Genomic DNA, 24,512 nt, shown 5'->3' on the forward strand with positions numbered 1-24,512 from the left:
TGTTTGTCCTTTACTGTCTGACCCGGGGGTCGAGTATCGCGTAGAGAAGATCGACGATGATGTTCATCAGAACGATGAACAGGCCGCCGAGCAGCACCACACCGATGATGATCGGCCTGTCCTGGTTCTTCACCGCCTGCACCGCAAGCGCTCCGACACCCTGAAGACCGTAGATCTGCTCGATGACGATGGCGCCGCCGAGCAGGATGGCGATATCGGCGCCGAGCTGCGTGACGAGCGGGGTGAGCGTGCTGCGCAGGCCATGCCGGAAGAGAACCATGGTCTCCGAAAGCCCCTTGGAGCGGGCGGTGCGGATATAGTCCTCGCCCATCACCTGCAACAGGTTGCCGCGCGTCAGCCGCGCATAGATGGCCGCCGTGACCAGCGCCAGCGTCATCCAGGGCAGGAAGAGATGCCATGCCCAGACGAGCGGGTCCCGGAGGAACGGCTTGTAGCCGCCGGCCGGAAACAGGGTGAAGCCCGCCTGCTTGGGAAGGAAATAGAAGACATAGAGCGACAGCATGCCGAGAACGAAGGTCGGGAAGCTCAGGCCGATGAGGATGAAGCCCTGCCCCAGCCTGTCCCTCAGGCCTCCCGGATGGCGGGCGGACATGATGCCGATCGGAATGCCGATCAGCAGCCAGAATACGACCCCGCCGATCACCAGCGAAACGGTCGCCGGAATGCGGTTGGCGATGAGTTTCGTCACCGGCTGCTGGTTGCGATAGGAAAAGCCGAGATCGCCCTGAAGCGCCTTGCCGGCGAATTTCGCATATTGCTCGTACATCGGCCGGTCGAGGCCGAGATTGGTGCGGATCTGCACCAGCTGCGCCTCGGTCGCCTTGTCGCCGGCGATCACGCGGGCCGGATCGCCCGGCGCGACGAAGAACAGGAAGAAGACGAACAGGCTGAGCGCGAAAAGCACGAAAGCCGAAAAGAGGAACCGCTTTGCGAGGAAACGGATCATGCGCGGCCTGCCTTTCTGCCCGCCTTGCGGAAACGGCTCATCCGGACCGGCCGCGCCCGGGGATCGAGCGCATCGCGCAGGCCGTCGCCGAGGATGTTGAAGGCAAGCGTCGTCAGGAGAAGCGCCGTGCCCGGAAAGACGACCAGCCACCAAGCCACGAGATAGATGGAATTGGCGGCGGCATCCGCCAGCATGCCGCCCCAGCTCGGCGTCGGCGGCACGATGCCGAGCCCGAGGAAGGAGAGCGTCGCCTCGAAGACCACGGAACTCGGGATCATCATGGTCGTATAGACGATGATCGGCACGCTGAGATTGGGCAGGATATCCCGCACCATGATGGAAACCGGCCCCGCCCCCAGCGACCGGCTCGCCTCGACGAATTCCCGCCGCCGCAGGGAGCTGACCTCGGCGCGGATGACGCGCCCCATCGTCGTCCAGCTGAAGAAGACGATGACACCGACGCTCAAGCCGAGACTCGGGCCGAAGACCGAGACCAGCGCCAGCGCGCAGAGCAGGAAGGGCACGCTCATGACCAGATCCATGATGCGGCTCAGCACCATGTCGGTCGCCCCGCCGACATAACCGGCCACCATGCCGACCGTCAGGCCGATGAAGGCCGCGGCAAGCGAGGCGAGCACGCCGACAAGCAACGAGACCCGCGCGCCATAGGCGAGCCGCACGAGGACGTCACGCCCGAGATGATCGGTTCCGAGCAGGAATTCGCCGTTCGGCGCGACGGGCAGGCCCATGTCGCTCAGGCCCGTCTCCCGATACTGCTCGATGGGGGAATGCCCGATCGCAGCCTCGATCAGCGGAGCGCAGGCCGCGAACACCACCAGCAGCAGGATGAAGACGAGTGCCGCCAGGCTCGCCTTGTCCCGCACGAACCGCCGCAGCGTCAGCTCCCACGGGCTGCGCTGCACGACGGCGCGCGTCTCTTCTTCCTGGATTTCGACAGTCACGCAACTTCTCCCGGAATGGTGTCGACCAGACGCCGGACAAGCGATGCCCCCTTGCGCGGTTCGTGGAACGATGCCGCGATCAGTTCACGCGTATAGGGGTCGCTGGCGTTGGTATAGATCGTCTCCGCATCGGCGAGCTCGACGATCCGGCCCTTGCTCATCACCGCGATGCGATCGCAGACATGGCGCACGACGGCAAGGTCGTGCGAGATGAAAAGATAGGTGAGCCTCAGCTCCTGCTGCAGCTCCCGCATCAGGTTGAGCACCTGCGCCTGAATGGAAACGTCGAGCGCCGAGACCGGCTCGTCGAAGATGATGAGTTCCGGGTTGAGCGCCAGGGCCCGGGCGATGCCGATGCGCTGGCGCTGGCCGCCGGAAAACTCCGCCGGGAACCGGTTGTAATGTTCGGGATTGAGGCCGACGCGCTCCATGAGGCCCTGCACGGCGCGCTTGCGCGCCTCGCCGGAACAGACGTTGTGGATGCGCAACGGTTCGCCGATGATGGAACTCACCCGCCTGCGCGGATTGAGGGAACCGAACGGGTCCTGGAAGACGAGCTGGACGCGCTTGCGCATCTCCCGCCACTCGCGGCCCGAAAGGGTTTCAAGCGCCTGCCCCTCGAAGCGGACCGAACCGCCGGTCGCCGGGATGAGCCCCGCCAGCACGCGCGCGAAGGTCGACTTGCCGCAGCCGGATTCGCCGACGAGGCCGAGCGTCTCGCCCTTGCGGAGATCGAGATCGATGCCCTTCAGCACCTCGAGCGATTTCGCACCGCCGAAGATGCCGCCGAGGCTGTAGCTGAGCCGCACGTCGCGCGCCTCCACGACATGCGCCGGCTCCTTTACACCCTCGGCCGCCGCGGAGACGGAAGCCGTTCCGGCCGCAGGCTTCGCGTCCGGAACGGCCTCCAGCCAACAGAGGCTCTGCGCGCCGTCTTCGAAGATCCTGAGCGGCGGCGGATTGGCGCACTGGGCGGCGGCATGCTGGCAACGGGTACGGAAAACGCAGCCGCGCGGCAGATGGATGAGGCTCGGCGGACGCCCGGGGATCGGCACCAGTTCGCTGCCCGGCGTATAGTTCGCCGGCGACGAATTGAGCAGGCCCGCCGTGTAGGGATGGGCCGGCGCGGTGAACAGCGCCTCGCTCCTGCCGATCTCCATGCGATTGCCGGCATACATGACCATGACGTGGTCGGCGACGCTCGACAGCAGCCCGAGGTCGTGGGTGATCATGACGACGGTGGTGCCGCGCTCGCGGCGCATCTCGTTGATCAGGTCGATGATCTGCTGCTGGACGGTCACGTCGAGCGCCGTCGTCGGCTCGTCGGCAATGACGAGCGGAGGATTGAGCACCAGCGCCATGGCGATCATCACGCGCTGCCGCATGCCGCCGGAAAACTGGTGCGGATAGCTGTCGAAGCGGGATGCGGCGTTCGGAATGCCGACGCGCTCCAGAAGATCGATCGCCCGCCTTTTCGCCTCGTCGCGAGACACGCGCTCATGGGCATGGATCATCTCGGTGATCTGGGCGCCGATGGTGTAATAGGGGTGCAGGCTGGACAACGGGTCCTGGAAGATCATGCCGATCCGGGCGCCGCGCACCTTGCGCATCTCGCCCGGGCCGAGATCGAGCAGGTTGACGCCCTGGAAAAGCACCTCGCCGGTGATCTCGGCATTCGGCAGCAGGCCCATGACCGCCTGCGTCAGCACGCTCTTGCCGGAGCCGGACTCCCCGGCGATGCCGAAGAACTCCCCCTCTCCCACCGCGAACGACACGTTGCGGGCGGCCTGTACGATGCCGTCCTCGGTCGGGATGCGGATGGTGAGGTTACGTGCTTCGAGTATTGGCATTCATCACTCCTTCGGAACCGGCATGGCCACGGGCAATGCCGGCCTCACGGAAAGGAAAGTTCCATATGGCAGATCAGACGCGATCGCTCGCGTCTGATCTGCGGTTTTAAAGGACGCGCCGGCGATGCGGCGGCGGTTCAGGACGTTCAGCGGTCGAGCCAGACGTTGGTCCAGTCGCCCTGGGCGCCGAGCGCATAGGGCTGGAAGTTCTGGACGGCTTCGCCCCGGTAGAGAACGATCTTCTCGGAGACGTAGGGCACGATCGGCGCATCCTTCATCACCAGTTCGTCGACCTGCGCCCACAGCTTGGCCGCATCGGCCGAGGTGGTGGCGTTGATCGCCTGCTGGGCGATCTTGTTGGCCTCGGCGTTGTTGTAGTCGGTGTAGTTATAGGTCTGGTGCGTGCCGTTGAAGGTGAACTGTGGCTGGAAGACCGAGCGCGCGGCACCGCCGACCCAGTCCGGCGACCAGCCGACCGGAGCGATGTCCCAGCTGCCTTCCTTCGTGTTGCGCGGGTTGGTCATGAACTTCGAATAATAGTCCGACGGAGCGACCGGAATAAGCTCGATCTCGATGCCGGCTTTCTTCAGGCTCGCCTGGATCGTCTGGGCGATGGCGGGCTCGGCATTCTGGTTGCGATAGGGCATCTTGAACTTGATTCCGTTCGGGAAGCCGGCTTCCGCAAGCAGCGCCTTGGCCTTTGCCGGATCGCCCTTGGCGCCCTCGGACGGATAGGGATCGAATTCATGATAGCCGAGCACGCCGGGGCCGAAGATGCCGTTCTGCGGCTGCGCGACGGCGGCACCTCCCCATTGCTGCACGATGGCGGCCTTGTCGATCGCATACTGGAGCGCCTGGCGCACGCGCAGGTCCTTCAGCGCGCCCTTGTTGTTGTCGGACACCGTGTTGATGAAGATGAACGATGTGCGGCCGACAGACATGGTCATCAGCTTCTCGTCGCCGCCGGTGCTCAGCATGTGCAGCGTCGCCGGGGGGATGATGATGTCGTAGGTCATGTCGCCGTCACCGGCCTGCAGCTGCTGGATCGCGGCGTCCGGCTGAATGCCGAAGGTGATCTCGACCTCGTCGACATAGGCCTTCCGCAGCGGATCGGATTCGGCTTTCCAAGAAGGATTGCGCACGAGCTGCAATTTGCTGTCCGGCACGTATTCGGCAACGGTGTAGGGACCGCTGGCGATGAAGTTGGAGCGATATTCCGGGCCGTCGGGCATATAGTCCAGCACTTCCACCGGAGCCGGAGCGGCCGTCGGCAGGGATAGCATGTAGACGAAGTCGCCGGCGGTTTCCGTCAGGCGGATGACGATCGTCTTGCCGTCGGGCGTCTCGATACCGGAAATGTCGTTGCCTTCGATATAGGCCTTCATCGCCTCGACGGTGGGAGCGACCTTCGCAAAGCCGTCGCAGAATTCGCGCATGCCCTTGATCAGGTCGACATAATAGGTGAGCGCGGCGGAGCCGAGAGCGGGATTGCACATGCGCTTCACGCCGCGCTCGAAATCCTGGGCGGCGATCGCACGGGCGCCGGACGGCGTGTTCCAGGTCACCCCGTCGCGCAGGGTGAAGGTGTAGGTCAGGCCGCCATCGGTCGGCTGGGGCACCGCCGCCGCCAGATCGCCCTTGGGCTCGATGCGAACGTTTTCGTCGGTGGACGCCTCATAGCTCACGAGCTGGCGGGTGACGGCGCGCAGGAAGTTGTTGGTCGTGACCAGAGCCGCCGAGGTGGGATCGAAGTGATCGAGATCGGCCGTGCCGACGATTCTGAGAACTCCGCCGGTCTGCGGCTCGGCCGCAAACGCTAGAGTTGAACACGATGCGGCCAATGCCGCGGCTGCGACGCGCAGCGCCATGGTCGTCCGACGAAAGCTCATGAAACCGTTCCCTTGTGCTGAGTTAGCAAATTTTCGAACCTCCCCGGTCCGCGCGCGAATTCTGTTGCGGCCGCTCCGTTCTGTCAATAGAATTGTCGACAAACTGAACACAGATTAGTGTTCTCTTTGTCGTCATGGCATCGGCGTGAAAGGAATCTGAAATGGCTTCGTCTACGGCTCCTGGGTTCGGGCTCGAAGCGCGCAGCGAAGCCGACCGCCGCGACGAAAGGCCGGGCGACTGCGACGCCCGAAACACCGGCGGAACGCCTTCCAGGACCGCCGCCAACCCGCCGCCGCTTTCACCGGACCGCTATCTCGGGGCGTTTCGCGAGCACCGGCGCTACCTGAACTTCGCAAGCCTTGGCCCCGCGTCGGAACCGGTGATCGAGGCGGGCGACCGGCTCAACCGGGCCGCGGCGCTCGCCGACACGGCATCCGAGCGGCTGCTGGCGCTCCAGCAACCGCGGGCGCTCGCCTCGCTGGCGCGGCTGTCCGGGTTTCGGGAAGAAAACATAACCCTCGTACCCAACACCTCGTCCTCGCTGGTCCAGGTGGCCATGGGACTGCCGGAAGGCACGCGCGTCGTCGCCGGAGGCTACCAGTTTCCCGCCAATGTCTGGCCATGGCGAAATGCCGCCACGGGCGGGCGGACAACGGCGCATTTCATCGGCGCTCTCGACGAGCCCGTGACACCGGAACTGGTCGCCGCCAATCTGGGGGCTTCGACCGATGTCGTCTCGATCAGCGCCGTCGACTTCCGGACCGGCTATCGCGCCGACCTTGCGCGCATCCGCGAAGCGATCGGCGACCGGCTGCTGGTGGTCGATGCGATCCAGGCCTTCGGCGTGGTCGAGGAGGACTGGACGCTGGCCGACGTCGTCGTCGCCGGCGGGCAGAAATGGATGCGGGCCGGACAGGGCACCGGTTTCATGGCGCTTTCCGACCGTGCGCTGGAACGCCTCCTGCCGCTGGCGGCGAACTGGGCGGGCATCGAAGACAGTCTCGACCTGCATCGCGAACGGCATGTTCCGCGGCACGGCGCGGCGCGTTTCGACGCGACCCGCCTGTCCCCCGTCCTCGCGGGCTGCTTCGCCGAGGCCCTGGAACTGATCGAGGGCGTCGGGCCGGGCTGGGTCGCCACGGAAATCGCCGCACGTTACAGCCTCATCGAAAATCTTGCCGCCCGGAACGGCCTGCGGGTGCTGTCGGAACGGGAACCGGCACGCCGCGCCGGCATCGCGGTGATCGAGGCGCCGTCGCCGGAAGCCGCCCTGCGCGCGGCGGAGGCGGGCTTTTCGTTCACCCGGCATGACGCCCTGCGGCTACGGTTCAGCCTGCATGCCTCGACACGGCCGGCCGCGATCGAGGAACTGGTCTCGGTGCTGGCCGGCACCTGAGGCGCCGGCCGGGGATCAGATCGCCAGCGATCGTTCGGACTTGAGATCGAACAGGTGCATCTGGTTCATGTTGATCGAAAGAGGCACGGTCGTCCCGGCCTTCAGGATCGCATCGGGTTCGACGCTGGCGCAGATGCCGCTTCCGCCGATGTTGAAATAGACCATCGTCGTCGCGCCGAGCGGCTCCACCAGATCGACCGGAGCATCGAACGGCACCCAGTCCGGACGTTCCTGGCGGCCGGAAATCGCCTCGGGGCGGATTCCGAACGTCACGTCCCGGCCCGCATGACGCCGGAAGACCGTCGCCCTGGCCGGCGGAACGGCAAGACGGGTCCCGTCTTCCAGAACGACGGAGAGATCGTCGCCTCCGGCCTCCAGCCGGGCAGGCATGAAATTCATCGACGGCGAACCGATGAAACCCGCCACGAACTTGCTCACCGGGTTCAGATAGAGTTCCTGCGGCTCGCCCATCTGCTCGACGACGCCCTGGTTCATCACCACGACACGGTCGGCCATGGTCATCGCTTCCACTTGGTCGTGGGTGACATAGACCGTCGTCGTCGGCAACAACTGGTGAAGGCGCTTGATCTCGGTCCGCATCTTGACGCGCAGCTTGGCGTCGAGGTTCGACAGCGGCTCGTCGAACAGGAAGACCTTCGGATTGCGAACGATGGCGCGGCCCATCGCGACGCGCTGGCGCTGGCCGCCCGAAAGCTGGCCGGGCCGCCGTTCCAGCAATTCGGCGATGTGCAGCGTTTCGGCGGCCGTGGCGATCCGCCTGTCGATTTCCGCCTTCGGCAGCCGTTGCTGCTCCAGGCAGAAAGCGATGTTGTCCCGAACGGTCATATGCGGATAGAGCGCATAGTTCTGGAACACCATGGCGATGTCGCGCCGGCCGGGACCGAGCCGGTTGACCACCTGATCGCCGATGACGATCTCGCCGCCCGAGATGTGTTCAAGCCCGGCGATCATCCTGAGCGTCGTCGACTTGCCGCAGCCGGACGGACCGACGAAGACGACGAACTCCTTGTCTTCTATATCGAGGCTGATGCCACGGACGGCCTCGTAGATGCCGTATGACTTGATGACATTCCTGAGTTCCAGTCTTGCCATGTCCGTCTCCTACTTTTCCGTCAGCCAGACCTGCATCGCGCCTTCGGCTCGATTGGCCCAGAGGTGATAGGGAATGGCCTTGAAGGCCTTCGGCTTCAGCGAGGGCGGCGCGCTGCGGTAGAGCGTGCCGTTCCAGTCGCCGGCATCGGCTTCCAGCGCCTCGCCTTCGAGCACCACGGCGCCGCCGAGCAGGCCCGCGTCGAAGCGCGGTTCGAGCGCGGCGTCGCGGGCGATCCTCAGCCGCTGCGGTTCCGTGCCGATATCCGTCTCCTCGACGCAATAGACCACCGGACCGCGCTTGAAGGCGACCCGATGCGCGTCCTCGCCGACCGCCGGATGGGCATAAAGCCGGTCGACCGGCATGTCGAAGGAGAGGCGGATCTCGTCTCCGTCCTTCCATTCGCGGGTGATCGCGGCATAGCCCCTCTCCACCGACGCGGAAAAATCGATCTCCTGCCCGTTGACGGAAATCCGCGCCGTGCGGCACCAGCCGGGGATACGCAGCCGGAAGGTGAGCGAGGCGGGAACCGACAGGCCGACCGAAAGACGCACGTCGCCCTCCCACGGATAGGCGGTGTCCTGCTTCAGCCGCAGGAACCGGCCTGCGACGTCGAGTTCGGCCGTGTTGGCGCCATAAAGATGCACGGCGACCTCGTCCGCCTTTGCAGAGTAGAAGTACTGGCCGAGCGAGGTGATGAAACGGGCGATATTGGTCGGGCAGCAGGGGCAGTAATGCCATTTCCAGCGGCGGTTCTGGCCGTGGCTTTCGAGCACGTTTTCATAAAAATAGTGCTCGCCGTCACGGGAGATGCCGGAAAGCGCGCCATTGAACAGCACCGTTTCCAGCGCGTCGGTGAACTTGCCGTCAAGGTCGATCTGGGCCATGCGGTGGCTCCAGAACCCGAGCGCCACGGCGGCGCAGGTCTCGGCATAGGCCGTCTCGTTCGGCAGGTCGAATTCGCGCGTGAAGCCCTCGTTCGAGGCCGAGGGGCCAAGGCCGCCGGTCACATAGAGCTGCCGGCCGGTGAGGTTGTCGAACAGCTTGTCGCAGGCGGACTTCAGCGTCGGATCGTCGTTCTCATAGGCGAGATCGGCCATGGCCGAGAAGAGATACATGGCGCGGACGGCGTGCCCCACGACCTGCGTCTGTTCCCGCACCGGCGTATGCGCCTGGCTGTAGGCGTAGGTCTTGTAGACGTAGTCTGCCGGGTCCTCGCCGCGACGGCGGGCCTCCTCGTCGTAATAGGAGGGCATGCGGCCGCGTTCGTCGACGAAATAGGTCGCGAGCTTCAGGTGGCGCGGGTCGCCGGTGACGCGATAGAGCTTCACCAGCGCAAGCTCGATCTCCTCGTGGGCGTCGTAACCGCGCAGCTTGCCGGGCTCGGCGCCGAAAGTGTCGATGATGTGGTCGACGGCCCGGATCATCACGTCGAGGAAGCGGCGCTTTCCCGTCGCCTGGAAGTAGGCGACCGCCCCTTCCAGGAGATGCCCCATGGAATACATCTCGTGCAGGTCGCGCAGGTTGGTCCAGCGCTTCTCCGGCTCGCGGCGGATGAACCAGCTGTTGAGGTAGCCGTCGGCCATCTGGCCGTGTTCGAGCTTTTCGACGATCGCGTCGATCTTCGCCTCGACATCCGGATTGGGGTTGTTCTTCAGCGTGTAGCTCGCCGCCTCGATCCACTTGCCGAAGTCGGAATCGAAGAAATGCTGCATCGACAGGCCGCTCGGCTGGATAGGCCGCGCCAGCGGTCCCGCCGGCTTGTCGAAATCGAGCACTTCGAGAAAGCCTTCCTCGTCAAGACGCATGTGCTGGGTCGGGATGGTGACGTCGCGTACCGTTTCCGACCAGCTCTTCCAGAAGCCGGCATCGAAGGAAACGCGGGCATGGTCGACGGGAACATAGCGTTCGAAAAGACGCGGCGCACCGCCGGCCGCCTTCTTCAGGGACGAAGACATGAAAACTCCTTCTGCAGATATCTGCGGGTCATTTCACGGCGCCGGCGGTGAGGCCGCGCACGTAATAGCGTTGAAGAGCGAGGAAAAGCAGGATGCAAGGCACCATGGTGACCGTGATGCCGGCCTGGAGGGCGCCCCAGTCGATGATGCCGTAGATGCCCGAGGACACGTTCACCAGCATGATCGGAAGCGTGAACTTGTTCTGGTCCGACAGGAAGATCAGCGCGGCCAGGAACTCGTTCCAGGAATTGAGGAAGGCGAACATCGCGACGGTCGCGACGCCCGGCAGCGCCAGCGGCATCATGATGCGCCGCATCATCGTCCATTGCGAGGCGCCATCGATGCGCGCCGCCTCGATCAGCGCGCCCGGTATGGCGTCGAAGGCGTTGCGCATCATGAAGATCGAGAAGGGAAGCTGAAAGGTCGTGTAGACCAGCACCAGCCCGAACAGGTTGTTCTGCAGCCCGAGGAACTTCAGGATCAGGAAGAGCGGCGTCAGGATCGACTGGAACGGGATCATCATCGTCGCCATGACGATCACGAAGATCAGCGACTGGCCGGGAAAGCGGAACTTCGAGAAACCGTAACCCGCCGGCACCGAGACCAGAACGGTGAGCGCGATGGTGCCGAGCGCGATCAGCACCGAGTTCGTCGCATAGACGTACCAGCCGGCGCCGACATCCTCCAGCCGCCGGTAGTTTTCCAGCGAGAAGGCCTTGGAAAAGAGCGCGACCGGATTGGCGAGCGCCTCGGCCGCCGGCTTGAAGGAATTGGCGACCGACCAGACGATCGGCATCAGGAAGAAGATGGCGAAAAGCAGCGACACCAGGATGAAGGTGGTGTGACCAAGCCGCTCGCCGGCGGTACGCTCGGATGACTGGCTGAAACCGCTCATCGGCCTTCCTCCGGACGTTCGCGCATGAAGCTGAGCTGGATGGAGCTGATGGCGACCAGCACGACCAGGAGGGCGAAGGAGAGGGCCGAGCCATAGCCCAGTCGATAGGACGAGAAGGACGCCAGATAGATGGAGAACACCGCCGAGATCGTGCTGTTTTCCGGTCCGCCCTGGGTGACGATGAAGAACTGGTCGAAAGCGAGCATGGACGACGTGATGTTGAGAACCATCGCAAGCAGCAGGGAATTGCGCATCAGCGGCAGGGTGATCCGGCGGAAACGGGAAAAGACCCCGGCGCCGTCGATCTTCGCCGCCTCGACCACTTCCGCGGGGATGCTCTGCAGCCCGGTCAGCAGGATCACCATGGTGAAGCCGGCCGTCTTCCAGACCACCATCAGGATGACGACGGCGAGCGCCGGCCAGAAGCTTTCCAGCGGCCGGGGCGCGACCTCCGCCAGGCCGAGGCCGAGCAGAAGGCGGGAGAAGACGCCGCTGTCCGGATTGAGCAGCCACATCCATAACGTCGAGGCGGCGCCGAAACCGATGACCACCGGCATGAAGAAGATGGTGCGGAAAAAGCCCGCGCTCCTCAGCGGCCGGTCGACAAGCAGGGCCAGCGGAAACGCGACCGCGAGAATGGCGGCAGTCACCAGCATCGTATAGAGCAGCGTGAAGCCGAGCGAATGCCAGAGCTGGGTGTCGCCCAGCAATTCCGCATAGTTCGCGAGGCCGATGAACTTCTTACGGCCGAGCAGCGGCCAGTGATAGAAGCTCATCCAGATCGTCATGGCCAGGGGAATGACGAACAGCGCCATGATGAAGACCATGCTCGGCGCGATGAAGGCGAGACCCAGCCATCCATGCGGCTCGCGGCTGGTTGCAGCGACCGGAGCAGGATGCGCCTCTCCCGTCTTGGATATGGACACCAAGGTGCAGAGTCCTTCTTACTATGTGAACATCGGCCGCAGGGCGGCGTTTTCTTCGGCCTCCGCGGGCGAGCCGCGGCAGGCGATCCCCCGGGGGCGGCCAGAACCGCCCCCCGGGGGGGGGGGGACGAACCTCAGGGATTGGTGCGGTCGAGGATCTTCTTGAACTCGTCCTGCGCCTTCTTCACCGCGCCGTCGACGTCGTCGCCGAAGATCGCCCCCTGGATCAGGTTGAGGAACGGTCCGGTACGGCTGACGAACAGCTCGTCGGAGGAGAAGGTGTAGGGCGTGCGCGCCTTCGCCAGCACGTCGTAGGCGATGAGGTTGCGCTTGTCGAACTGCGCATAGGCCCGGTCCGCAAGGTCGGTGCGCGAGGGCATGCCGGATTCCTTGGTGATGAACACCTGCTGCTCGGGCTGCATGTAGAAGTCCACGAAGTCGAGCAGCACCTTCTTCTTCTCCTCGCTGATGCCCTTGATCAGGGCGATCGAATCGCCGCCGGCAAAGCTCGACTGGCCGCCCTTCGGGCCCGGGATCGGCGCGACCTCGAACTTGACGTCCGGGTACTTGCTGGTGAGCAGGTTGACGATGTAGGAGCCGGTCATCAGCACGCCGACCTTGCCGGAGGCGAAGGCCTCGACGGCATTGTTGCCGTTGCCGGAGCGCGACGTGGGGTGGATGGCGCCGGCGGACCACATGTCGCGATAGGCGGCGAACGTATCCCGAAGCGCCGGCGTGTCGACGGTCGCCTGCCTGCCGTCCTCGCTCAGGATATCCGCCTTGGCGGCCCAGATATGCGGCAGGAAGTCGTAGATCAGCCAGCTTCCCGAATTGGCCACGAAATAGAAGCCGTAGGTGTCGGCCCCGAGCTTGCGGATCTTCCTGGCGTCCTCGGCGACCTCCTCAAGCGAGGCCGGAGCCTTCTTCGGATCGAGGCCGGCCTTCTGGAACAGCTCGGTATTGTAGGCGATGATCGAGGCATCCGGCAAAGCCGGCACGCCGTAGATCTTTCCGTCATAGGTTCCAAGACGGATATGCGACGGGCTCAGCGCGGCGGCGTAGGGAAGGCCCTTCACGAAATCGGTGATGTCCTCGAGGCTGTCGTTCGCGGCAAAGGTCGGCAGGTAGATGAGGTCGAGAACCGCGCCTTCCGGCGGGGAGCCCCCGGCGATCGCGGCCCCGAGCTTCGGAACCATCTGCTCCGCCGTGATCTGCGTGACGGTGACCTTGTCCTTGTGCTTGGCATTGTACTGTTCCGCAAGCGCCTGCAGGACGGCGCCGGAAGAGGTACGGACCCAGAGATCGACTTCCTCGGCATGGGCAATGGACGTGGATGCTGCAATCGTGAGCGCAGCAAGCATCAGTTTGCTCTTGTACATCGCGTTCCCTTTTTGGTTATTCGTCGCATACCGTTGATGGACGTGAAGAAACGGTAGGGCAGTTTCCCAACCTTGTCGACGTTTTGTGTGCAGAAATATGCAAAAACCTTTTTGCAAGGTTGAATTCATTTGATAAAACCTTTTTTCAGACAATTGGAAAGCGCCAGATGAAGCAGATCTTTCACCGCAGACGGACCCTTCGGGATGTCGCGAAAGCAGCCGGCGTGAGCCTCTCGACAGCCTCGAACGCGCTCAATGGCGTGGGCCGCGTCAACATGGAAACGAGGGACCGGGTCTGCCAGATCGCACAGGAGATCGGCTTCCGTCCGAACGCCCTGGCCCGCAGCCTTATCAGTAAGAGAAGCCTTACAATAGGAATGCTCACCAACGACACCTATGGCAGGCTGACGCTGCCGATGGGCGCCGGCGTTTCCGAAGTCCTCGTCGACCACGGCGTCTCGGTGTTCCTGTGCGCGACCAACAATGACGAGCGTCTGGCGCGGCTTCACCTGCAGGCGCTGCTCGACAAGCAGGTGGACGGCATCATCTTCACCGCGACGCGGCGCGACGTGAAGCCGCCCCCGGAACTGCTCTCGCTGCCCATTCCGGTCGTCTATGCCTTTGCCGAGGGCCCTCCCCAGAACGTCAGCTTCGTTCCCGACGACGCCCACGGCGCCCGGCTGGCGGTCGAGCACCTGAAGCAGATCGGCCGCTCGCGCATCCTGCACATCACCGGCCCGACGGATTATCTCGCGGTCCGCATCCGCGCCGAGGGCTATCGCCAAAGCTGCGACGACCCATGGGAGGTCATGGTCGGCGACTGGTCGGAGGAATGGGGATACGAAGCGATAGAAGCCGTCTTTTCGGGAAACGCGCATCCTCGTCCGGATGCGATTTTCTGCGGCAACGACGAGATCGCCCGCGGCGTCATCGATGCGCTTCGCGACCGCAACATTTCGGTTCCGGGCGACATTTCCGTCGTCGGCTTCGACAACTGGGAGGTCATCGCCCGGCAGACACGTCCGCCGCTGACCACGATCGACATGGAGCTGAAGGAACTGGGGCGCAGGGCAGGCCTCGCCATGCTGCATCTTTCCAGGGGAGAAACCGTCACGCCCGGCATCGTCAGGCTGCCCTGCCGGCTCGTTCTGCGGCAGTCGTCACAGGCCTCGGGCTGATCCCGCGCCTGAGCCGGGCAGTCAGATCGAACGTCGCTCGCGATCGACTCTTATATTATAGAGCCGGCTGGCGTCGCCGCGGCCCGCCACGTCAATAGATGGGGTACATGCCCCAGAAGAAGCTTTCGGAATATTCGCGGTCGGCAAGGCGCTGGCCGTCGTGATCGTCCTTCGCCCTTTCGGAAGCCTGGTGCTCCGCAGTCCTCTCGCCCGTCCTCGACGGGTCACGCCGGCTCAGTCCGAACAGATCAAATCCAAACAGGGAAAAGCCACCACCGACCATCGTCAGCCTCCAGTTGGGTTAGCATCATGCCACCGGATTGTCGGGCCAAACGGGGTTTCGGTCAATGTAGTCTATAAAAACCCTATACTAAATAAGTAACGATTTCGGAGCAGTTGTGTCGAAAATGTGGCGTTTCGCGAAATTGTCATCTTTGCAAGGGGCCTTGTCCCGCCGGGGCGAAGAAGCGGTTGGCGGGCCGCGGCAGGCCGAGATGCTCCCTCAGCGTGGTTCCCTCGTAGTCGCGGCGGAAGATGCCGCGGCGCTGGAGTTCCGGGATCAGCCGCTGGGCGACATCGTCCAGCCCCTGCGGCAGGTAGGGAAAGACGACCGTGAAACCGTCGGAGGCCTCCTCGAAAAGCCAGGACTGCATCTCGTCGGCGATGGTCTGGGGCGTCCCCACGAAGGCAAGGCCCGAATAGCCGCCGTAGCGCTGGGCGAGCTGGCGCACCGTGAGCTTTTCCTGTTCCGCAAGCTTCAGGACCCCTGCCCTGCCCGTCTTGCTGGCATTGGTGTCGGGAATCTCCGGCAGCGGCCCGTCGGGGTCGAAACCGGAGGCATCGTAGCCGAGCGCGATGGAAAGCGATGCGATGGCGCTGTCGTAATGCACGAGGCTGTCGAGCCTGGCGCGCCTGGCCTTCGCCTCCTCAACCGTGTCGCCGACGACGACGAGGGCTGCCGGCAGGATCTTCAGATGGCGGGGGTCCCGGCCAAGCGCCGTCATGCGCCCCTTGATATCCGCGTAGAGCGCCTTGCCGGACGCAAGGTCGCGCGGCGAACAGAACACCACTTCGGCGGTCTCCGCGGCAAGCTGGCGTCCGGGCTCCGACTGGCCGGCCTGCACGATCACCGGCCAGCCCTGCACCGGCCGGGCGATGTTCAGCGGCCCGCGGACGCTCAGTTCCTCGCCCTTGTGGTCGAGCACATGCATCTTTTCCGGATCGAAGAAGATGCCGCTCTGCGGATCGCGGATGAAGGCGTCGTCGGCGAAACTGTCCCAGAGGCCGGTGACGACATCGTAGAATTCCCGCGCCCGCCGGTAGCGTTCGCCATGTTCCACATGTTCGTCGAAACCGAAATTGCGCGCCGCATCCGGGTTGGAGGTGGTGACGATGTTCCAGGCGGCGCGGCCGTTGCTGATATGGTCGAGCGAGGCGAAACGGCGGGCGACGTGATAGGGTTCGTCGAATGTGGTCGAGGCCGTCGCCGCAAGCCCGATCCTGTCGGTCACGGCCGCAAGGGCGGAAAGCAGGGTGAAGGGCTCGAAGGACGTCACCGTATGGCTGCGTTTCAGGGCTTCCACCGGCATGTTCAGCACCGCCAGATGATCGGCCATGAAGAAGGCATCGAATTTCGCCTTCTCCAGTTTCTCGGCGAAGGATTTGATGTGGGCGAAGTTGAAATTCGCGTCCGGATAGGCACCCGGATAACGCCAGGCGCCGGTATGCAGGCTGACGGGACGCATGAAGGCAGTCAGGTGAAGGGATTTCGCCATGGGAAGACGCTCTTGCCGGAGGGAGGAACCATCTGTCGTTCCTAACCTAGTGCACCCAGCTCCCGGGCGCTAAGGAATCTTCTTCCCGGATCAAATCGCGCCGGAGAAATTCTTCCCCTCATCTCCCGACTTGCCGCGACAAACCCAAAATCTCGCCTTTCAGCCGCCAAAAAGAGAAAATTCACTCCGTTCGGCGGACGCAATTGAAGCTTTATTCCTTCTCCCGGCCTTTGCGGCGTGGCTGAATAATAGCTTCATCCAGGAGACGCACATGAGCAGGGTTTTCCATTTGGCAGGAAAGATCAAGGCAGTGGCTCCCTATATCGCCACCGAGGACGAGGCGCTCGACGTCGCCAAGGCGCTGGGCGCAAGGATCGCGGAGGGCTCGAACCTGCGCGACCGGCAGAGGCTTCTGCCCCATGACGAAGTGGAGCTGGTCACCCAGTCTGGCCTGCTCGGCATCACCGTGCCGGCCGAATATGGCGGGGCGGATATTTCCAACGCCTTCCTGGCGGAGGTGATCGCCATCATCTCGGAAGCGGATGCCTCGGTCGGCCAGATCCCGCAGAACCATTACCATATCCTCGAAGCGCTCCGCCTCTGCGGCACGGAGGAGCAGAAGAAATTCTTCTTCGCCCGCGCGCTCGCCGGCGAGCATTTCGCCAATGCGCTCGCCGAGGCGGGCGTCGCGGCGGCCGGCGATATCGAGACGCGGCTGGTGCCGGATGGCGTCGGTTACCGCATCAACGGCCGCAAATATTACTCCACCGGCGCGCTGTTCGCCGACTGGGTGGCGATCTTCGCGATCGATCCCGATGGCAGGCTTGCCATGGCCATCGTGCCGCGGGACACGGATGGCCTTGCCATCGTCGACGACTGGGACAGTTTCGGGCAGCGCACGACCGCCAGCGGCACAGTGCTGATCGAGAATGTCTATGTCCCAGCGGACTCGGTGATCGCCTATCATCGCAGCTTCGAGCGGCATGCCCCCGTCGGCTCGCTCGGCCAGCTTCTGCACTCGGCGATCGATCTCGGAATCGCGCGCGCCGCCTTTACCGACATGCTGGACTTCGTCCGCCGGAAATCCCGCGGCATGCGCAATCTCGGCATCGAGAAGGCGAGCAACGACCCGCTGACCGTCGCGCGCGCCGGTTCGATCGCGGTGAAGCTGGAAGCGGCGGCGGCGGTGCTGGAGCGGGCCGGCCGCAAGGTGGACGTCGCCCAGATCACGCCTTCGCCCGAAACCGCGATCGAGGCTTCGCTGGCCGTCGCGGCGGCGAAGATCCTGACGACGGAAGCCGCAATGGACGCGACCAACGGCCTGTTCGAACTCGCGGGAACGTCCTCCACCAAGGAAGAACTGAATTTCGACCGGCACTGGCGCAATGCCCGCACCCATACGGTGCACGATCCGGTGCGCTGGAAACATCATGCGATCGGCGACTATCACCTCAACGGCGCGGTGCCGAAGCCCAACGGGCAATTCTAGGGCCTGTTGCTTTCATGCATGTCGCCGCCGCAATTCCGGAGGGAAAGCCGCCGCGCACGTTCCCGGAAGGCCCTAGCCCTGCTTGCTGGCCGGTTCGGTGTCGTCGAGCAGGCCGCTCGACCGCTTGGCAACCATCTGCTCCAGCGTCATCTTGTCGAGCACGGATGCGATGGCGTCGCGCACATCCGTCATCGCATGGCGGATTTGACAGTCTTCCGGATGATCGCAGTCGTCGCACAGCTCGAAGGCGGTCTTGCTGGCGCAGCGAATCGGCGCGAGCGGCCCGTCGAGAATACGCACCGCCTGGCCGACATAGATCTGCGAAGCCGGCTTTGACAGCGCATAACCGCCGCCCGGCCCCTTCTTCGACCGCAACATGCCGCCCTTGCGCAGTTCGAGCAGGATCGCATCCAGGAATTTCTTGGAAATATTGTTCTGCTCGGCGATCTCGCTGACGAAGGCAGTCTTGCCGGGTTCAAGCTGCGCCAGATGCACGAGCGCCTTGAGGCCGTATTTTCCCTTTTTGGTAAGCATCGAAGATCAAAAGTCCGCCTGAACGCAATCGGCTCCGACATTGCTGCCGGAGATGGCACATCGATACAGGACGAACGTCAAAGGTTCAACGCGAGTTTCAATAAAACTCCGAAGAAACAAGGCGGGCAGCCCCCGAAAGAAGGCCGCCCGCCTGCACAGACGAAGATCGCTCAAACTTCGCCCGAACTCGCCCGGCCCTCGACAATGGGCCGCGAAGCACTGTAATCCCGCACCGGACGCCCCTGGGCCCCGGACCGTTGGCGCTCATATTATCCATAAAATCCATATACTAAAGGAACCCGCATTCCGATCGGCAAGCGTCGCGGGGAAAATGCTACCGCCATCGGAGCAGATCGCGACAAATTCCGAACGGGACCATCCGCCCGCCGGGAGAACGATCCTCATTCGGAAAAGCATCTGCAGCGAAAAAAGCCGGGTTCCTTCATCCACGTCCGCCCGACGGTCGCCGTATCACTCCGCGATCGGAACGATCTGCGCCGGATCGATCTGCAGCCAGGCGGGCGTGCCGACCTGGAAGACGTCCGCCGGCGGCGCCGCGACACGGAATTGCAGCCCCCCTTCGCGCGACTGGAAGACGTAATCCCAGGTTTCTCCGAGGAACGAGGACTGCTTCACCGAACCCGGCAGGCTGATCGTCCTGTCCTTCGGCGTCTGCGTGGCGGAAAGCTTCATGGCCTGAGGCCGGATGGACACGGTGACCGGTCCTCCGCCCGGCACCTCCTCGCCGATCGCCGCCAGCGGCACGCTGAACCCCTCGAAATCGATCATGTTGTTGCCGCACCGGCCCGAAAGGAAATTCGTACGGCCGATGAAGCTCGCGACAAACCGCGTCTTCGGGCGGCTGTAGAGCGCGTAGGGGCTGTCGATCTGTTCGAGCCGGCCGTTGTTCATCACCGCGATGCGGTCGGACGTCACCATCGCCTCGCCCTGGTCGTGGGTGACATAGACCGAGGTGATCTTGAACTCGTCATGCATGCGCTTGATCTCGAAGCGCATCTCCTCGCGCAGGTTGGCGTCGAGGTTGGAAAGCGGCTCGTCGAGCAGCAGCACCGCCGGGCGGATGACGACGGCGCGGGCGAGCGCCACGCGCTGCTGCTGCCCGCCGGAAAGCTCCGCGGGATAACGGTCGGCCAGATGGCTCATCCTGACCGTTTCCAGCACGGCGCCGACGCGCGCCTTGATTTCCCCGGACGGCAGCTTCCGCAGGTTGAGGCCGAAGGCGACGTTTTCCGACACCGTCATGTTCGGCCAGATCGCATAGGACTGGAAGATCATCGACATGCCGCGCTTTTCCGGCGGCACCGAGCCGGAAGGCGCCGAAAGCACCTTGCCGTCGAGCTCGATCGACCCGGAGGTCGGATCGATGAAGCCGGCGATCATCCGAAGCGTCGTCGTCTTCCCGCAGCCGGAAGGCCCGAGCAGCGACACGAATTCCCCCGGCTTGATATGCAGGTCGAAATCCAGAACGGCATCGACGGCGCCGAAACGGCGACCCAGTCTCCTGAGGACAAGTCCGTCCATCAGCTCCTCCTCAACATGAAGTCGCGGCCGAGATATTTCATCCCGAGCGCGACGACGGCAACGATGATGATCAACAGAAGCGAACCCAGCGCCGCGAGCTTTTCGAGCTCGCCCTCCTCGCTGAGATCGAGCAGCACGACGGAAACCACGCGCGTGGTGGGTCCGACCAGGAAGATGGCGGTCGAGAGTTCCTGCGCCGCCGGCACGAAGATCAGCAGCCAGCCGCCGGCCAGCGTGCGCTTCAGGAGCGGCCCCACCACATGCCGGATCGCTGTCGTGCGCCCGCCGCCGAGAATGCGCACCGCCTCCTCCATTTCGGGATGGATGCTGCGCACGCCGGCCGAACTGGTGGTGAAGGCGATCGGCAGGAAGCGGGTGATGAAGGCGAGCGCCAGGATCATGTAGGTGCCGTAGAGCGCCACCGGCGGCAGGGCGTAGGCCGCATAGAAGCCGATCGCCAGCACGATGCCCGGCACCACATAGGGAGAGACCGCAAGAAAGGCGAGCACGCCCGAGAAGGGCAAAAGCCGGCGCTGCACGATATAGGCGATGAACAGCGCGAGCACGATCGCGACGGAAGCCGCGGCGATGCCGAGGCCGACGCTGCCGATCAGCGCCTTCTGCGAGCTCGAATGCTCGAAGAGCACGTAGCGGAAATTGGCGAGCGTGAAGTTGTCGAGCGAGAGGCCCGTCGTCCAGGACTGCGAGAAGGCGGCGAGCAGCAGCACGAAAAGCGGCATGATGACGGCGAACGACACGACGGCCATGCAATAGGCGAACAGCACCCAGCGCCATTTGCCGAGCTTGACGATGCGCCGCTCGCCCCCCTTGCCGCTGACCGCGACATACCCCTTGCGGCGCAGGATCAGCTTCTGCAGGCCGAGGAGCGCCGCGGTTATCAAAAGCAGCGGGATCGAATAGGCGGCCGCCACTTCCAGCCGGAGCGGGAAGGAGAAGAACTCGGTGAGCTGGATCACCACGACCGGATAACGCGCGGGAATGGAGATCAGCGCCGGCACGCCGTAAAGCGCGATCGCCCCGAGGAAGGAAAGAAGCGCCGCCCCGACGATCGCGGGCATGACGAGGGGGAACGTCACCTTCATCGCCGTCTTGAACGGCCCGGCGCCCAGAATGTTGGCGGCGTCCTCCATTTCCGACGAGATCATCTCGAAGGCCGAGCTCACCAGCACGAAGACGAGGAAGAACCCGCCGATCGCCGTGACCAGAACAAGCCCGCCGAAGGAGAAGATGTTCACCAGCGGTTCCGCCGATCCCGTCAGGGCATGCCAGATCTTGTTGATCCAGCCGGTATTCGGGCCGGCGAGCAGTATCCAGCCGACGCCGGCGAGATAGGGCGGCATGATGAAGGCGCCGAACACGGCGTAACGCACGAAGTTGCGGCCCGGCATGTCGGTGCGGGTGCAGGCCCAGGCAAGCGGCACGCCGAACAGGAGCTTCAGCACGACGACGGCCGCCCCCATCTTCAAGGTGTTGGTCAGCGCCGTGATATGCCGCTCCTTGCCATAGGCCTCGACATAGTTATGCAGCGTCCAGCCGCCGGTCCTGGCATCGGTGAAGCTGGAAACGACGAGCGTCCACATCGGCGCGATGATCAGCACGACCAGGATGCCGGCAAGGAAAAGCCAGAGCAGGTTGGCGGGCTGCAACCGCTGATGCCAGGGCACGCGCACCTTCGCCGGTTCGTCCTTGGACCAGCTCATCGCATCGGTATCGGAAACACTCGTCATGATCGGCGCTCACTTCGTCGCTGGAGGCGTCGGATATTCGTCCGCTTCAGGCGGGCTGGGAGGCCGGTCCCGGCCGGCCTCCGGTCGGGTCTCAGATTCCGAACGTGTCGCGGAACTTCGCCTGCACGTCCGGCAGCTTGCTGATGCCTTCGGACGTCCCGATCGACTTCGTCTTGTAGCTGTCGAGCGGGCGCATGCCCGGTGCGAGCGGCACGCCGGCCCTCAGCGGATAACGATAGTCCCTGGCGAAATATTCGGCGATCTCCGGCCCGAGCAGGAAGTTTTCGAAGAGCCGGGCCGCATTTGGATGCGGCGCGTCCTTCAGGATACCGGTGGCGGACGGCGGCAGCAGCGCTCCGTCGGTCGGATAGACGACGGCGACGGGCGCCTTCTTCGAGGCCGCATCCGACAGGATCAGCGGCAGCGGCGCCAGCGCTACCTTGCGCTCGCCCGAAACCACGAGATTGTGGCCATCGGCCACCGAGCGGCCGATCTGCGGCTGGTTCTTCTCGATCTTCTCGAAGAAATGCCAGCCGTAGAGATCGTTCATCATGATCGTCCAGAGACCGACGCTGCCCGAGAAGCTCGGATGGCCGATCGCCACCTGCCCCTTCCATTTGGGGTCGGTGAAATCGGTCCAGTTCTTCGGCGCCTCCGCCTCGGTGACGAGCCTGGTGTTGTAGGCGATCACCAGCGGCGAGACGCCGGAAGTGATCCAGTAGTTCTCCTTGTCGGCCAGCGCACGAAGCTCCGGCACCATGTCCTTCAGGTTTTCTGGCGCGAACTGGGCAAGCGCGCCCTGTTCCTTGAGCTGCAGCATCTGGCCGTCGTCATTGGTCGACATCAGGTCGCCCTGCACGGCCTTGGCCTGAAGTTCCTGGACGAGACGCTGGAAGATCACCTGGCCGGAGGCGCGCACCACGTTGCATTCGACGCCCGCGTATTTCTTCTTGAAAAGGGCGCACATGCCGTCGGCGAACTCGGTCGTCGTCTGCGAGACGTACCAGGTGACCGAACCTTCCTTCCTCGCGGCTTCGTAGAGCTGTTTTTCCGCCGCGGTCATTTCGGCGGCGGCGGCGATGCCGGTCGCCAGCAAGAACGCCGGGACGATGCCGGCCACATATTTGAAGGCATGCTTCATGATCTCTCCTCCCGTTGAAGCCGGCGGCAGCCGGCAAGAGGCCCGACCCTCCCGGGCCTCCAGATTCCATCCATTCCCTTTCCTTACCTCCCCGGAGAGCCCGTTCCTCCTTACTCCCCGGGTATCAGCTGGCGTTCGGCCGGGCGCATCAGCGCCAGGAAGTCGCTGAAATATTCGCCCTGGATGACGACGTGGTTGCGCATCGCGTCGCGGGCGCGGGCATCGTCGCGGGCACGGATCGCCACGAGCACCTCCTCGTGCTCGGCAAGCGAACTGTTCACGCGGCCCGGCACCCGCAATTGCAGCCGCCGGTAGGGTTTCAGCCGCCGCTGCAGCGCATGGGCGTTTTCCGCAAGGAAGCCGTTGCCGCTCGCCTCGTAGATCAGCCGATGGAATTCCGCGTTGGCGTAATAGTAGTCGTCCGAATTGCCCGCCTGCTGGGCGGCGGCGCAGGCGGCCTGCGCCTCCTCCAGCAGCTTCAGCTGCTCCGGCCGGATGCGCCGCGCCGCAAGCCGGGCGCACATCGCTTCGAGCTCGCCCATCACCTCGAACATCTCGACCAGCTCGGTGATCGTGAGCTGGGCGACGAAGGCGCCACGATTGGGCACCATCTTGACGAGGCCCATGGTGTTGAGCTGGATGAGCGCTTCGCGGACGGGCGTGCGGGACACCTGGTGCCGCGCCGCAAGGCCCGCCTCGTCGAGCCGGTCGCCGGGCGCATAGAAGCCCGTGACGATATCCTGCTCGATCGCGTCGCGAACGCTCGGTTTGCCCTGCTTGCCCTTGATCTGCACGTTCATGGACGCCCTATCCCGCCGATGCGTAACGTTTCACCGGCTGCCCGATATCATCCGGGCCGAGGTAGCGCACGGCCGAAATCGCCGCCGTCACCCCGTCACCGGCCGAAGCCGCCAGATGCGCGACCGAACGCGCGCGGACGTCGCCGGCCGCGAAGATGCCCGGCACCGATGTCCGCATGTCGAGATCGACCGCGATCCGGCCGTCGTCGTCGAGCGCGACCATGTTGCCGAGAAAAGCCGTATTCGGCTCCAGCCCGATATAGATGAAGACGCCGTGGCAGGGGATCTCGGTCTCCGCGCCGCTGGAAAGATCGCGTATGGCAAGAGCCGTCACGCCGCCCTCGCCGCGGATCGCCTGCACGGCCGTCTCCAGCCGCACGTCGATATTCGCCGCTTCGCGTATCCTTGCCTGCAGCGCCGCGCTGGCCGTCAGCTTCAGTCCGCGATGGATGACGGTGACCCGCGACGCATGGGCGGAAAGCGCCAGCGCCTCGTCCAGCGCGGAATCGCCGCCTCCGACGATGCAGGCCTCCCTGCCGCGCATCAGCGGACCGTCGCAGGAGGCGCAGTGGGAAACCCCGCGCCCTTCGAACTCCGCTTCGCCCGGAATATCGAGTGTGCGCTTTGATGAGCCGGCAGCAATAATAACCGCACGGGCCGTCGCCTGGAAATCGGCGCCTGCGATCCGAAATCCGGCATCGGTCCCGGAGATCGCCTCGATCGTATCCAGCGCGAATTCCACGCCCGCCTCGTCCGCCTGCATCTGCAGCATCGGGCCGAGCTCGAAACCGGACATGCCTTCCGCCGGGCCGGGAAAATTGTCGATGCGGTCGACGTTGATCACTTGGCCGCCGGCGCCGAGCCTGTCGATGACGATGGCGCGCGCGCCATGCCGGGCAGCGGCGATCGCCGCGTTGAGCCCCGCGACGCCGGCGCCGATGACCGCGATATCGTAGTCGTTCGCGCCCATG

The 24,512-nt window shown here is 64.3% G+C and carries 20 protein-coding genes; 3 read left to right on the forward strand and 17 right to left on the reverse strand.

What is annotated here, in order from left to right; all coding sequences use genetic code 11:
- Positions 1-10 precede the first annotated feature (10 nt).
- The 4 genes from ACFFP0_RS07100 to ACFFP0_RS07115 form a co-directional block, all read right to left on the reverse strand.
- Positions 11-967: an ABC transporter permease gene (locus ACFFP0_RS07100; RefSeq protein WP_377258123.1), complete on the reverse strand. Its 957-nt coding sequence runs from the start codon at positions 965-967 to the stop codon at positions 11-13.
- Positions 964-1,929: an ABC transporter permease gene (locus ACFFP0_RS07105; protein ID WP_377258126.1), complete on the reverse strand. Its 966-nt coding sequence runs from the start codon at positions 1,927-1,929 to the stop codon at positions 964-966. Before ACFFP0_RS07105 ends, ACFFP0_RS07100 begins: the two co-directional genes overlap by 4 nt.
- Entirely contained in the window at positions 1,926-3,779 is a 1,854-nt protein-coding gene (locus tag ACFFP0_RS07110; protein ID WP_377258129.1) for an ABC transporter ATP-binding protein, read from the reverse strand. Before ACFFP0_RS07110 ends, ACFFP0_RS07105 begins: the two co-directional genes overlap by 4 nt.
- A 146-nt stretch (positions 3,780-3,925) precedes the next feature.
- Positions 3,926-5,668, reverse strand: a complete 1,743-nt coding sequence (locus tag ACFFP0_RS07115; protein ID WP_377258132.1) for an ABC transporter substrate-binding protein — start codon at positions 5,666-5,668, stop codon at positions 3,926-3,928.
- A 161-nt stretch (positions 5,669-5,829) separates the two neighbouring features.
- Between ACFFP0_RS07115 and ACFFP0_RS07120 the strand changes: the two genes are divergently transcribed.
- Entirely contained in the window at positions 5,830-7,065 is a 1,236-nt protein-coding gene (locus ACFFP0_RS07120) for an aminotransferase class V-fold PLP-dependent enzyme (RefSeq protein ID WP_377258135.1), read from the forward strand.
- Positions 7,066-7,080: 15 nt separating this feature from the next.
- On the opposite strand, the gene ACFFP0_RS07125 is transcribed toward ACFFP0_RS07120, so the two are convergent.
- The 5 genes from ACFFP0_RS07125 to ACFFP0_RS07145 all read right to left on the reverse strand — a co-directional run bounded on the left by ACFFP0_RS07125 (position 7,081) and on the right by ACFFP0_RS07145 (position 13,334).
- A complete protein-coding gene (locus ACFFP0_RS07125; RefSeq protein ID WP_377258138.1) occupies positions 7,081-8,178 on the reverse strand; it encodes an ABC transporter ATP-binding protein in 1,098 nt (365 codons plus the stop codon).
- Positions 8,179-8,187: 9 nt separating this feature from the next.
- Positions 8,188-10,134 (reverse strand): glycoside hydrolase family 127 protein, encoded by a 1,947-nt coding sequence (locus ACFFP0_RS07130; protein ID WP_377258141.1) that lies wholly within the window; start codon positions 10,132-10,134, stop codon positions 8,188-8,190.
- Positions 10,135-10,162: 28 nt separating this feature from the next.
- On the reverse strand, positions 10,163-11,029 hold the full coding sequence (locus ACFFP0_RS07135; RefSeq protein WP_377258145.1) for a carbohydrate ABC transporter permease: 867 nt from the start codon (positions 11,027-11,029) through the stop codon (positions 10,163-10,165).
- Positions 11,026-11,949: a carbohydrate ABC transporter permease gene (locus ACFFP0_RS07140; RefSeq protein WP_377258763.1), complete on the reverse strand. Its 924-nt coding sequence runs from the start codon at positions 11,947-11,949 to the stop codon at positions 11,026-11,028. The genes ACFFP0_RS07135 and ACFFP0_RS07140 overlap by 4 nt, the downstream gene beginning before the upstream one ends.
- A 140-nt stretch (positions 11,950-12,089) precedes the next feature.
- Positions 12,090-13,334, reverse strand: a complete 1,245-nt coding sequence (locus ACFFP0_RS07145) for an ABC transporter substrate-binding protein (protein WP_377258148.1) — start codon at positions 13,332-13,334, stop codon at positions 12,090-12,092.
- Between the two features lie 167 nt (positions 13,335-13,501).
- Between ACFFP0_RS07145 and ACFFP0_RS07150 the strand changes: the two genes are divergently transcribed.
- Entirely contained in the window at positions 13,502-14,512 is a 1,011-nt protein-coding gene (locus tag ACFFP0_RS07150) for a LacI family DNA-binding transcriptional regulator (protein WP_377258151.1), read from the forward strand.
- 91 nt (positions 14,513-14,603) lie between these two features.
- Here the strand turns inward: ACFFP0_RS07150 and ACFFP0_RS07155 are convergent, their stop codons facing one another.
- Positions 14,604-14,795, reverse strand: coding sequence for a hypothetical protein (locus tag ACFFP0_RS07155; RefSeq protein WP_377258154.1), 192 nt, complete (start codon positions 14,793-14,795; stop codon positions 14,604-14,606).
- Positions 14,796-14,940: 145 nt separating this feature from the next.
- On the reverse strand, positions 14,941-16,287 hold the full coding sequence (locus tag ACFFP0_RS07160; RefSeq protein ID WP_377258157.1) for an LLM class flavin-dependent oxidoreductase: 1,347 nt from the start codon (positions 16,285-16,287) through the stop codon (positions 14,941-14,943).
- Positions 16,288-16,558: 271 nt separating this feature from the next.
- On the opposite strand from ACFFP0_RS07160, the gene ACFFP0_RS07165 reads away from it, so the two are divergent.
- The gene (locus ACFFP0_RS07165; protein ID WP_377258160.1) at positions 16,559-17,776 is read left to right on the forward strand and encodes an SfnB family sulfur acquisition oxidoreductase; all 1,218 of its coding nucleotides are present in this window, start codon (positions 16,559-16,561) and stop codon (positions 17,774-17,776) included.
- 72 nt (positions 17,777-17,848) lie between these two features.
- Here the strand turns inward: ACFFP0_RS07165 and ACFFP0_RS07170 are convergent, their stop codons facing one another.
- The 6 genes from ACFFP0_RS07170 to ACFFP0_RS07195 form a co-directional block, all read right to left on the reverse strand.
- A complete protein-coding gene (locus ACFFP0_RS07170; RefSeq protein WP_377258163.1) occupies positions 17,849-18,310 on the reverse strand; it encodes an RrF2 family transcriptional regulator in 462 nt (153 codons plus the stop codon).
- A 471-nt stretch (positions 18,311-18,781) separates the two neighbouring features.
- Positions 18,782-19,852, reverse strand: a complete 1,071-nt coding sequence (locus ACFFP0_RS07175) for an ABC transporter ATP-binding protein (RefSeq protein WP_377258166.1) — start codon at positions 19,850-19,852, stop codon at positions 18,782-18,784.
- Entirely contained in the window at positions 19,852-21,600 is a 1,749-nt protein-coding gene (locus ACFFP0_RS07180; protein ID WP_377258169.1) for an ABC transporter permease, read from the reverse strand. The genes ACFFP0_RS07175 and ACFFP0_RS07180 overlap by 1 nt, the downstream gene beginning before the upstream one ends.
- Positions 21,601-21,691: 91 nt before the next feature.
- The gene (locus ACFFP0_RS07185; RefSeq protein WP_377258172.1) at positions 21,692-22,741 is read right to left on the reverse strand and encodes an ABC transporter substrate-binding protein; all 1,050 of its coding nucleotides are present in this window, start codon (positions 22,739-22,741) and stop codon (positions 21,692-21,694) included.
- 110 nt (positions 22,742-22,851) lie between these two features.
- Positions 22,852-23,541 carry a GntR family transcriptional regulator gene (locus tag ACFFP0_RS07190; RefSeq protein ID WP_377258175.1) on the reverse strand — a complete coding sequence of 230 codons (690 nt, stop codon included), beginning with the start codon at positions 23,539-23,541 and terminating at the stop codon, positions 22,852-22,854.
- Between the two features lie 7 nt (positions 23,542-23,548).
- Entirely contained in the window at positions 23,549-24,511 is a 963-nt protein-coding gene (locus tag ACFFP0_RS07195) for an NAD(P)/FAD-dependent oxidoreductase (RefSeq protein WP_377258766.1), read from the reverse strand.
- Position 24,512: the final 1 nt, after the last annotated feature.

This window comes from Neorhizobium puerariae (genome assembly GCF_042429745.1).
GTDB classification, from domain to species: Bacteria; Pseudomonadota; Alphaproteobacteria; order Rhizobiales; family Rhizobiaceae; genus Neorhizobium; species Neorhizobium puerariae.

What these genes read in the sequence shown, in the direction of transcription:
- ACFFP0_RS07195 (WP_377258766.1), bottom strand. Translation starts at nt 24,511, where the DNA reads ATGGGCGCGAACGACTACGATATCGCGGTCATCGGCGCCGGCGTCGCG.
- ACFFP0_RS07180 (WP_377258169.1), bottom strand. Translation starts at nt 21,600, where the DNA reads ATGACGAGTGTTTCCGATACCGATGCGATGAGCTGGTCCAAGGACGAA.
- ACFFP0_RS07185 (WP_377258172.1), bottom strand. Translation starts at nt 22,741, where the DNA reads ATGAAGCATGCCTTCAAATATGTGGCCGGCATCGTCCCGGCGTTCTTG.
- ACFFP0_RS07170 (WP_377258163.1), bottom strand. Translation starts at nt 18,310, where the DNA reads ATGCTTACCAAAAAGGGAAAATACGGCCTCAAGGCGCTCGTGCATCTG.
- ACFFP0_RS07165 (WP_377258160.1), top strand. Translation starts at nt 16,559, where the DNA reads ATGAGCAGGGTTTTCCATTTGGCAGGAAAGATCAAGGCAGTGGCTCCC.
- ACFFP0_RS07130 (WP_377258141.1), bottom strand. Translation starts at nt 10,134, where the DNA reads ATGTCTTCGTCCCTGAAGAAGGCGGCCGGCGGTGCGCCGCGTCTTTTC.
- ACFFP0_RS07125 (WP_377258138.1), bottom strand. Translation starts at nt 8,178, where the DNA reads ATGGCAAGACTGGAACTCAGGAATGTCATCAAGTCATACGGCATCTAC.
- ACFFP0_RS07110 (WP_377258129.1), bottom strand. Translation starts at nt 3,779, where the DNA reads ATGCCAATACTCGAAGCACGTAACCTCACCATCCGCATCCCGACCGAG.
- ACFFP0_RS07190 (WP_377258175.1), bottom strand. Translation starts at nt 23,541, where the DNA reads ATGAACGTGCAGATCAAGGGCAAGCAGGGCAAACCGAGCGTTCGCGAC.
- ACFFP0_RS07155 (WP_377258154.1), bottom strand. Translation starts at nt 14,795, where the DNA reads ATGGTCGGTGGTGGCTTTTCCCTGTTTGGATTTGATCTGTTCGGACTG.
- ACFFP0_RS07120 (WP_377258135.1), top strand. Translation starts at nt 5,830, where the DNA reads ATGGCTTCGTCTACGGCTCCTGGGTTCGGGCTCGAAGCGCGCAGCGAA.
- ACFFP0_RS07100 (WP_377258123.1), bottom strand. Translation starts at nt 967, where the DNA reads ATGATCCGTTTCCTCGCAAAGCGGTTCCTCTTTTCGGCTTTCGTGCTT.
- ACFFP0_RS07160 (WP_377258157.1), bottom strand. Translation starts at nt 16,287, where the DNA reads ATGGCGAAATCCCTTCACCTGACTGCCTTCATGCGTCCCGTCAGCCTG.
- ACFFP0_RS07150 (WP_377258151.1), top strand. Translation starts at nt 13,502, where the DNA reads ATGAAGCAGATCTTTCACCGCAGACGGACCCTTCGGGATGTCGCGAAA.
- ACFFP0_RS07145 (WP_377258148.1), bottom strand. Translation starts at nt 13,334, where the DNA reads ATGTACAAGAGCAAACTGATGCTTGCTGCGCTCACGATTGCAGCATCC.
- ACFFP0_RS07115 (WP_377258132.1), bottom strand. Translation starts at nt 5,668, where the DNA reads ATGAGCTTTCGTCGGACGACCATGGCGCTGCGCGTCGCAGCCGCGGCA.
- ACFFP0_RS07135 (WP_377258145.1), bottom strand. Translation starts at nt 11,029, where the DNA reads ATGAGCGGTTTCAGCCAGTCATCCGAGCGTACCGCCGGCGAGCGGCTT.
- ACFFP0_RS07175 (WP_377258166.1), bottom strand. Translation starts at nt 19,852, where the DNA reads ATGGACGGACTTGTCCTCAGGAGACTGGGTCGCCGTTTCGGCGCCGTC.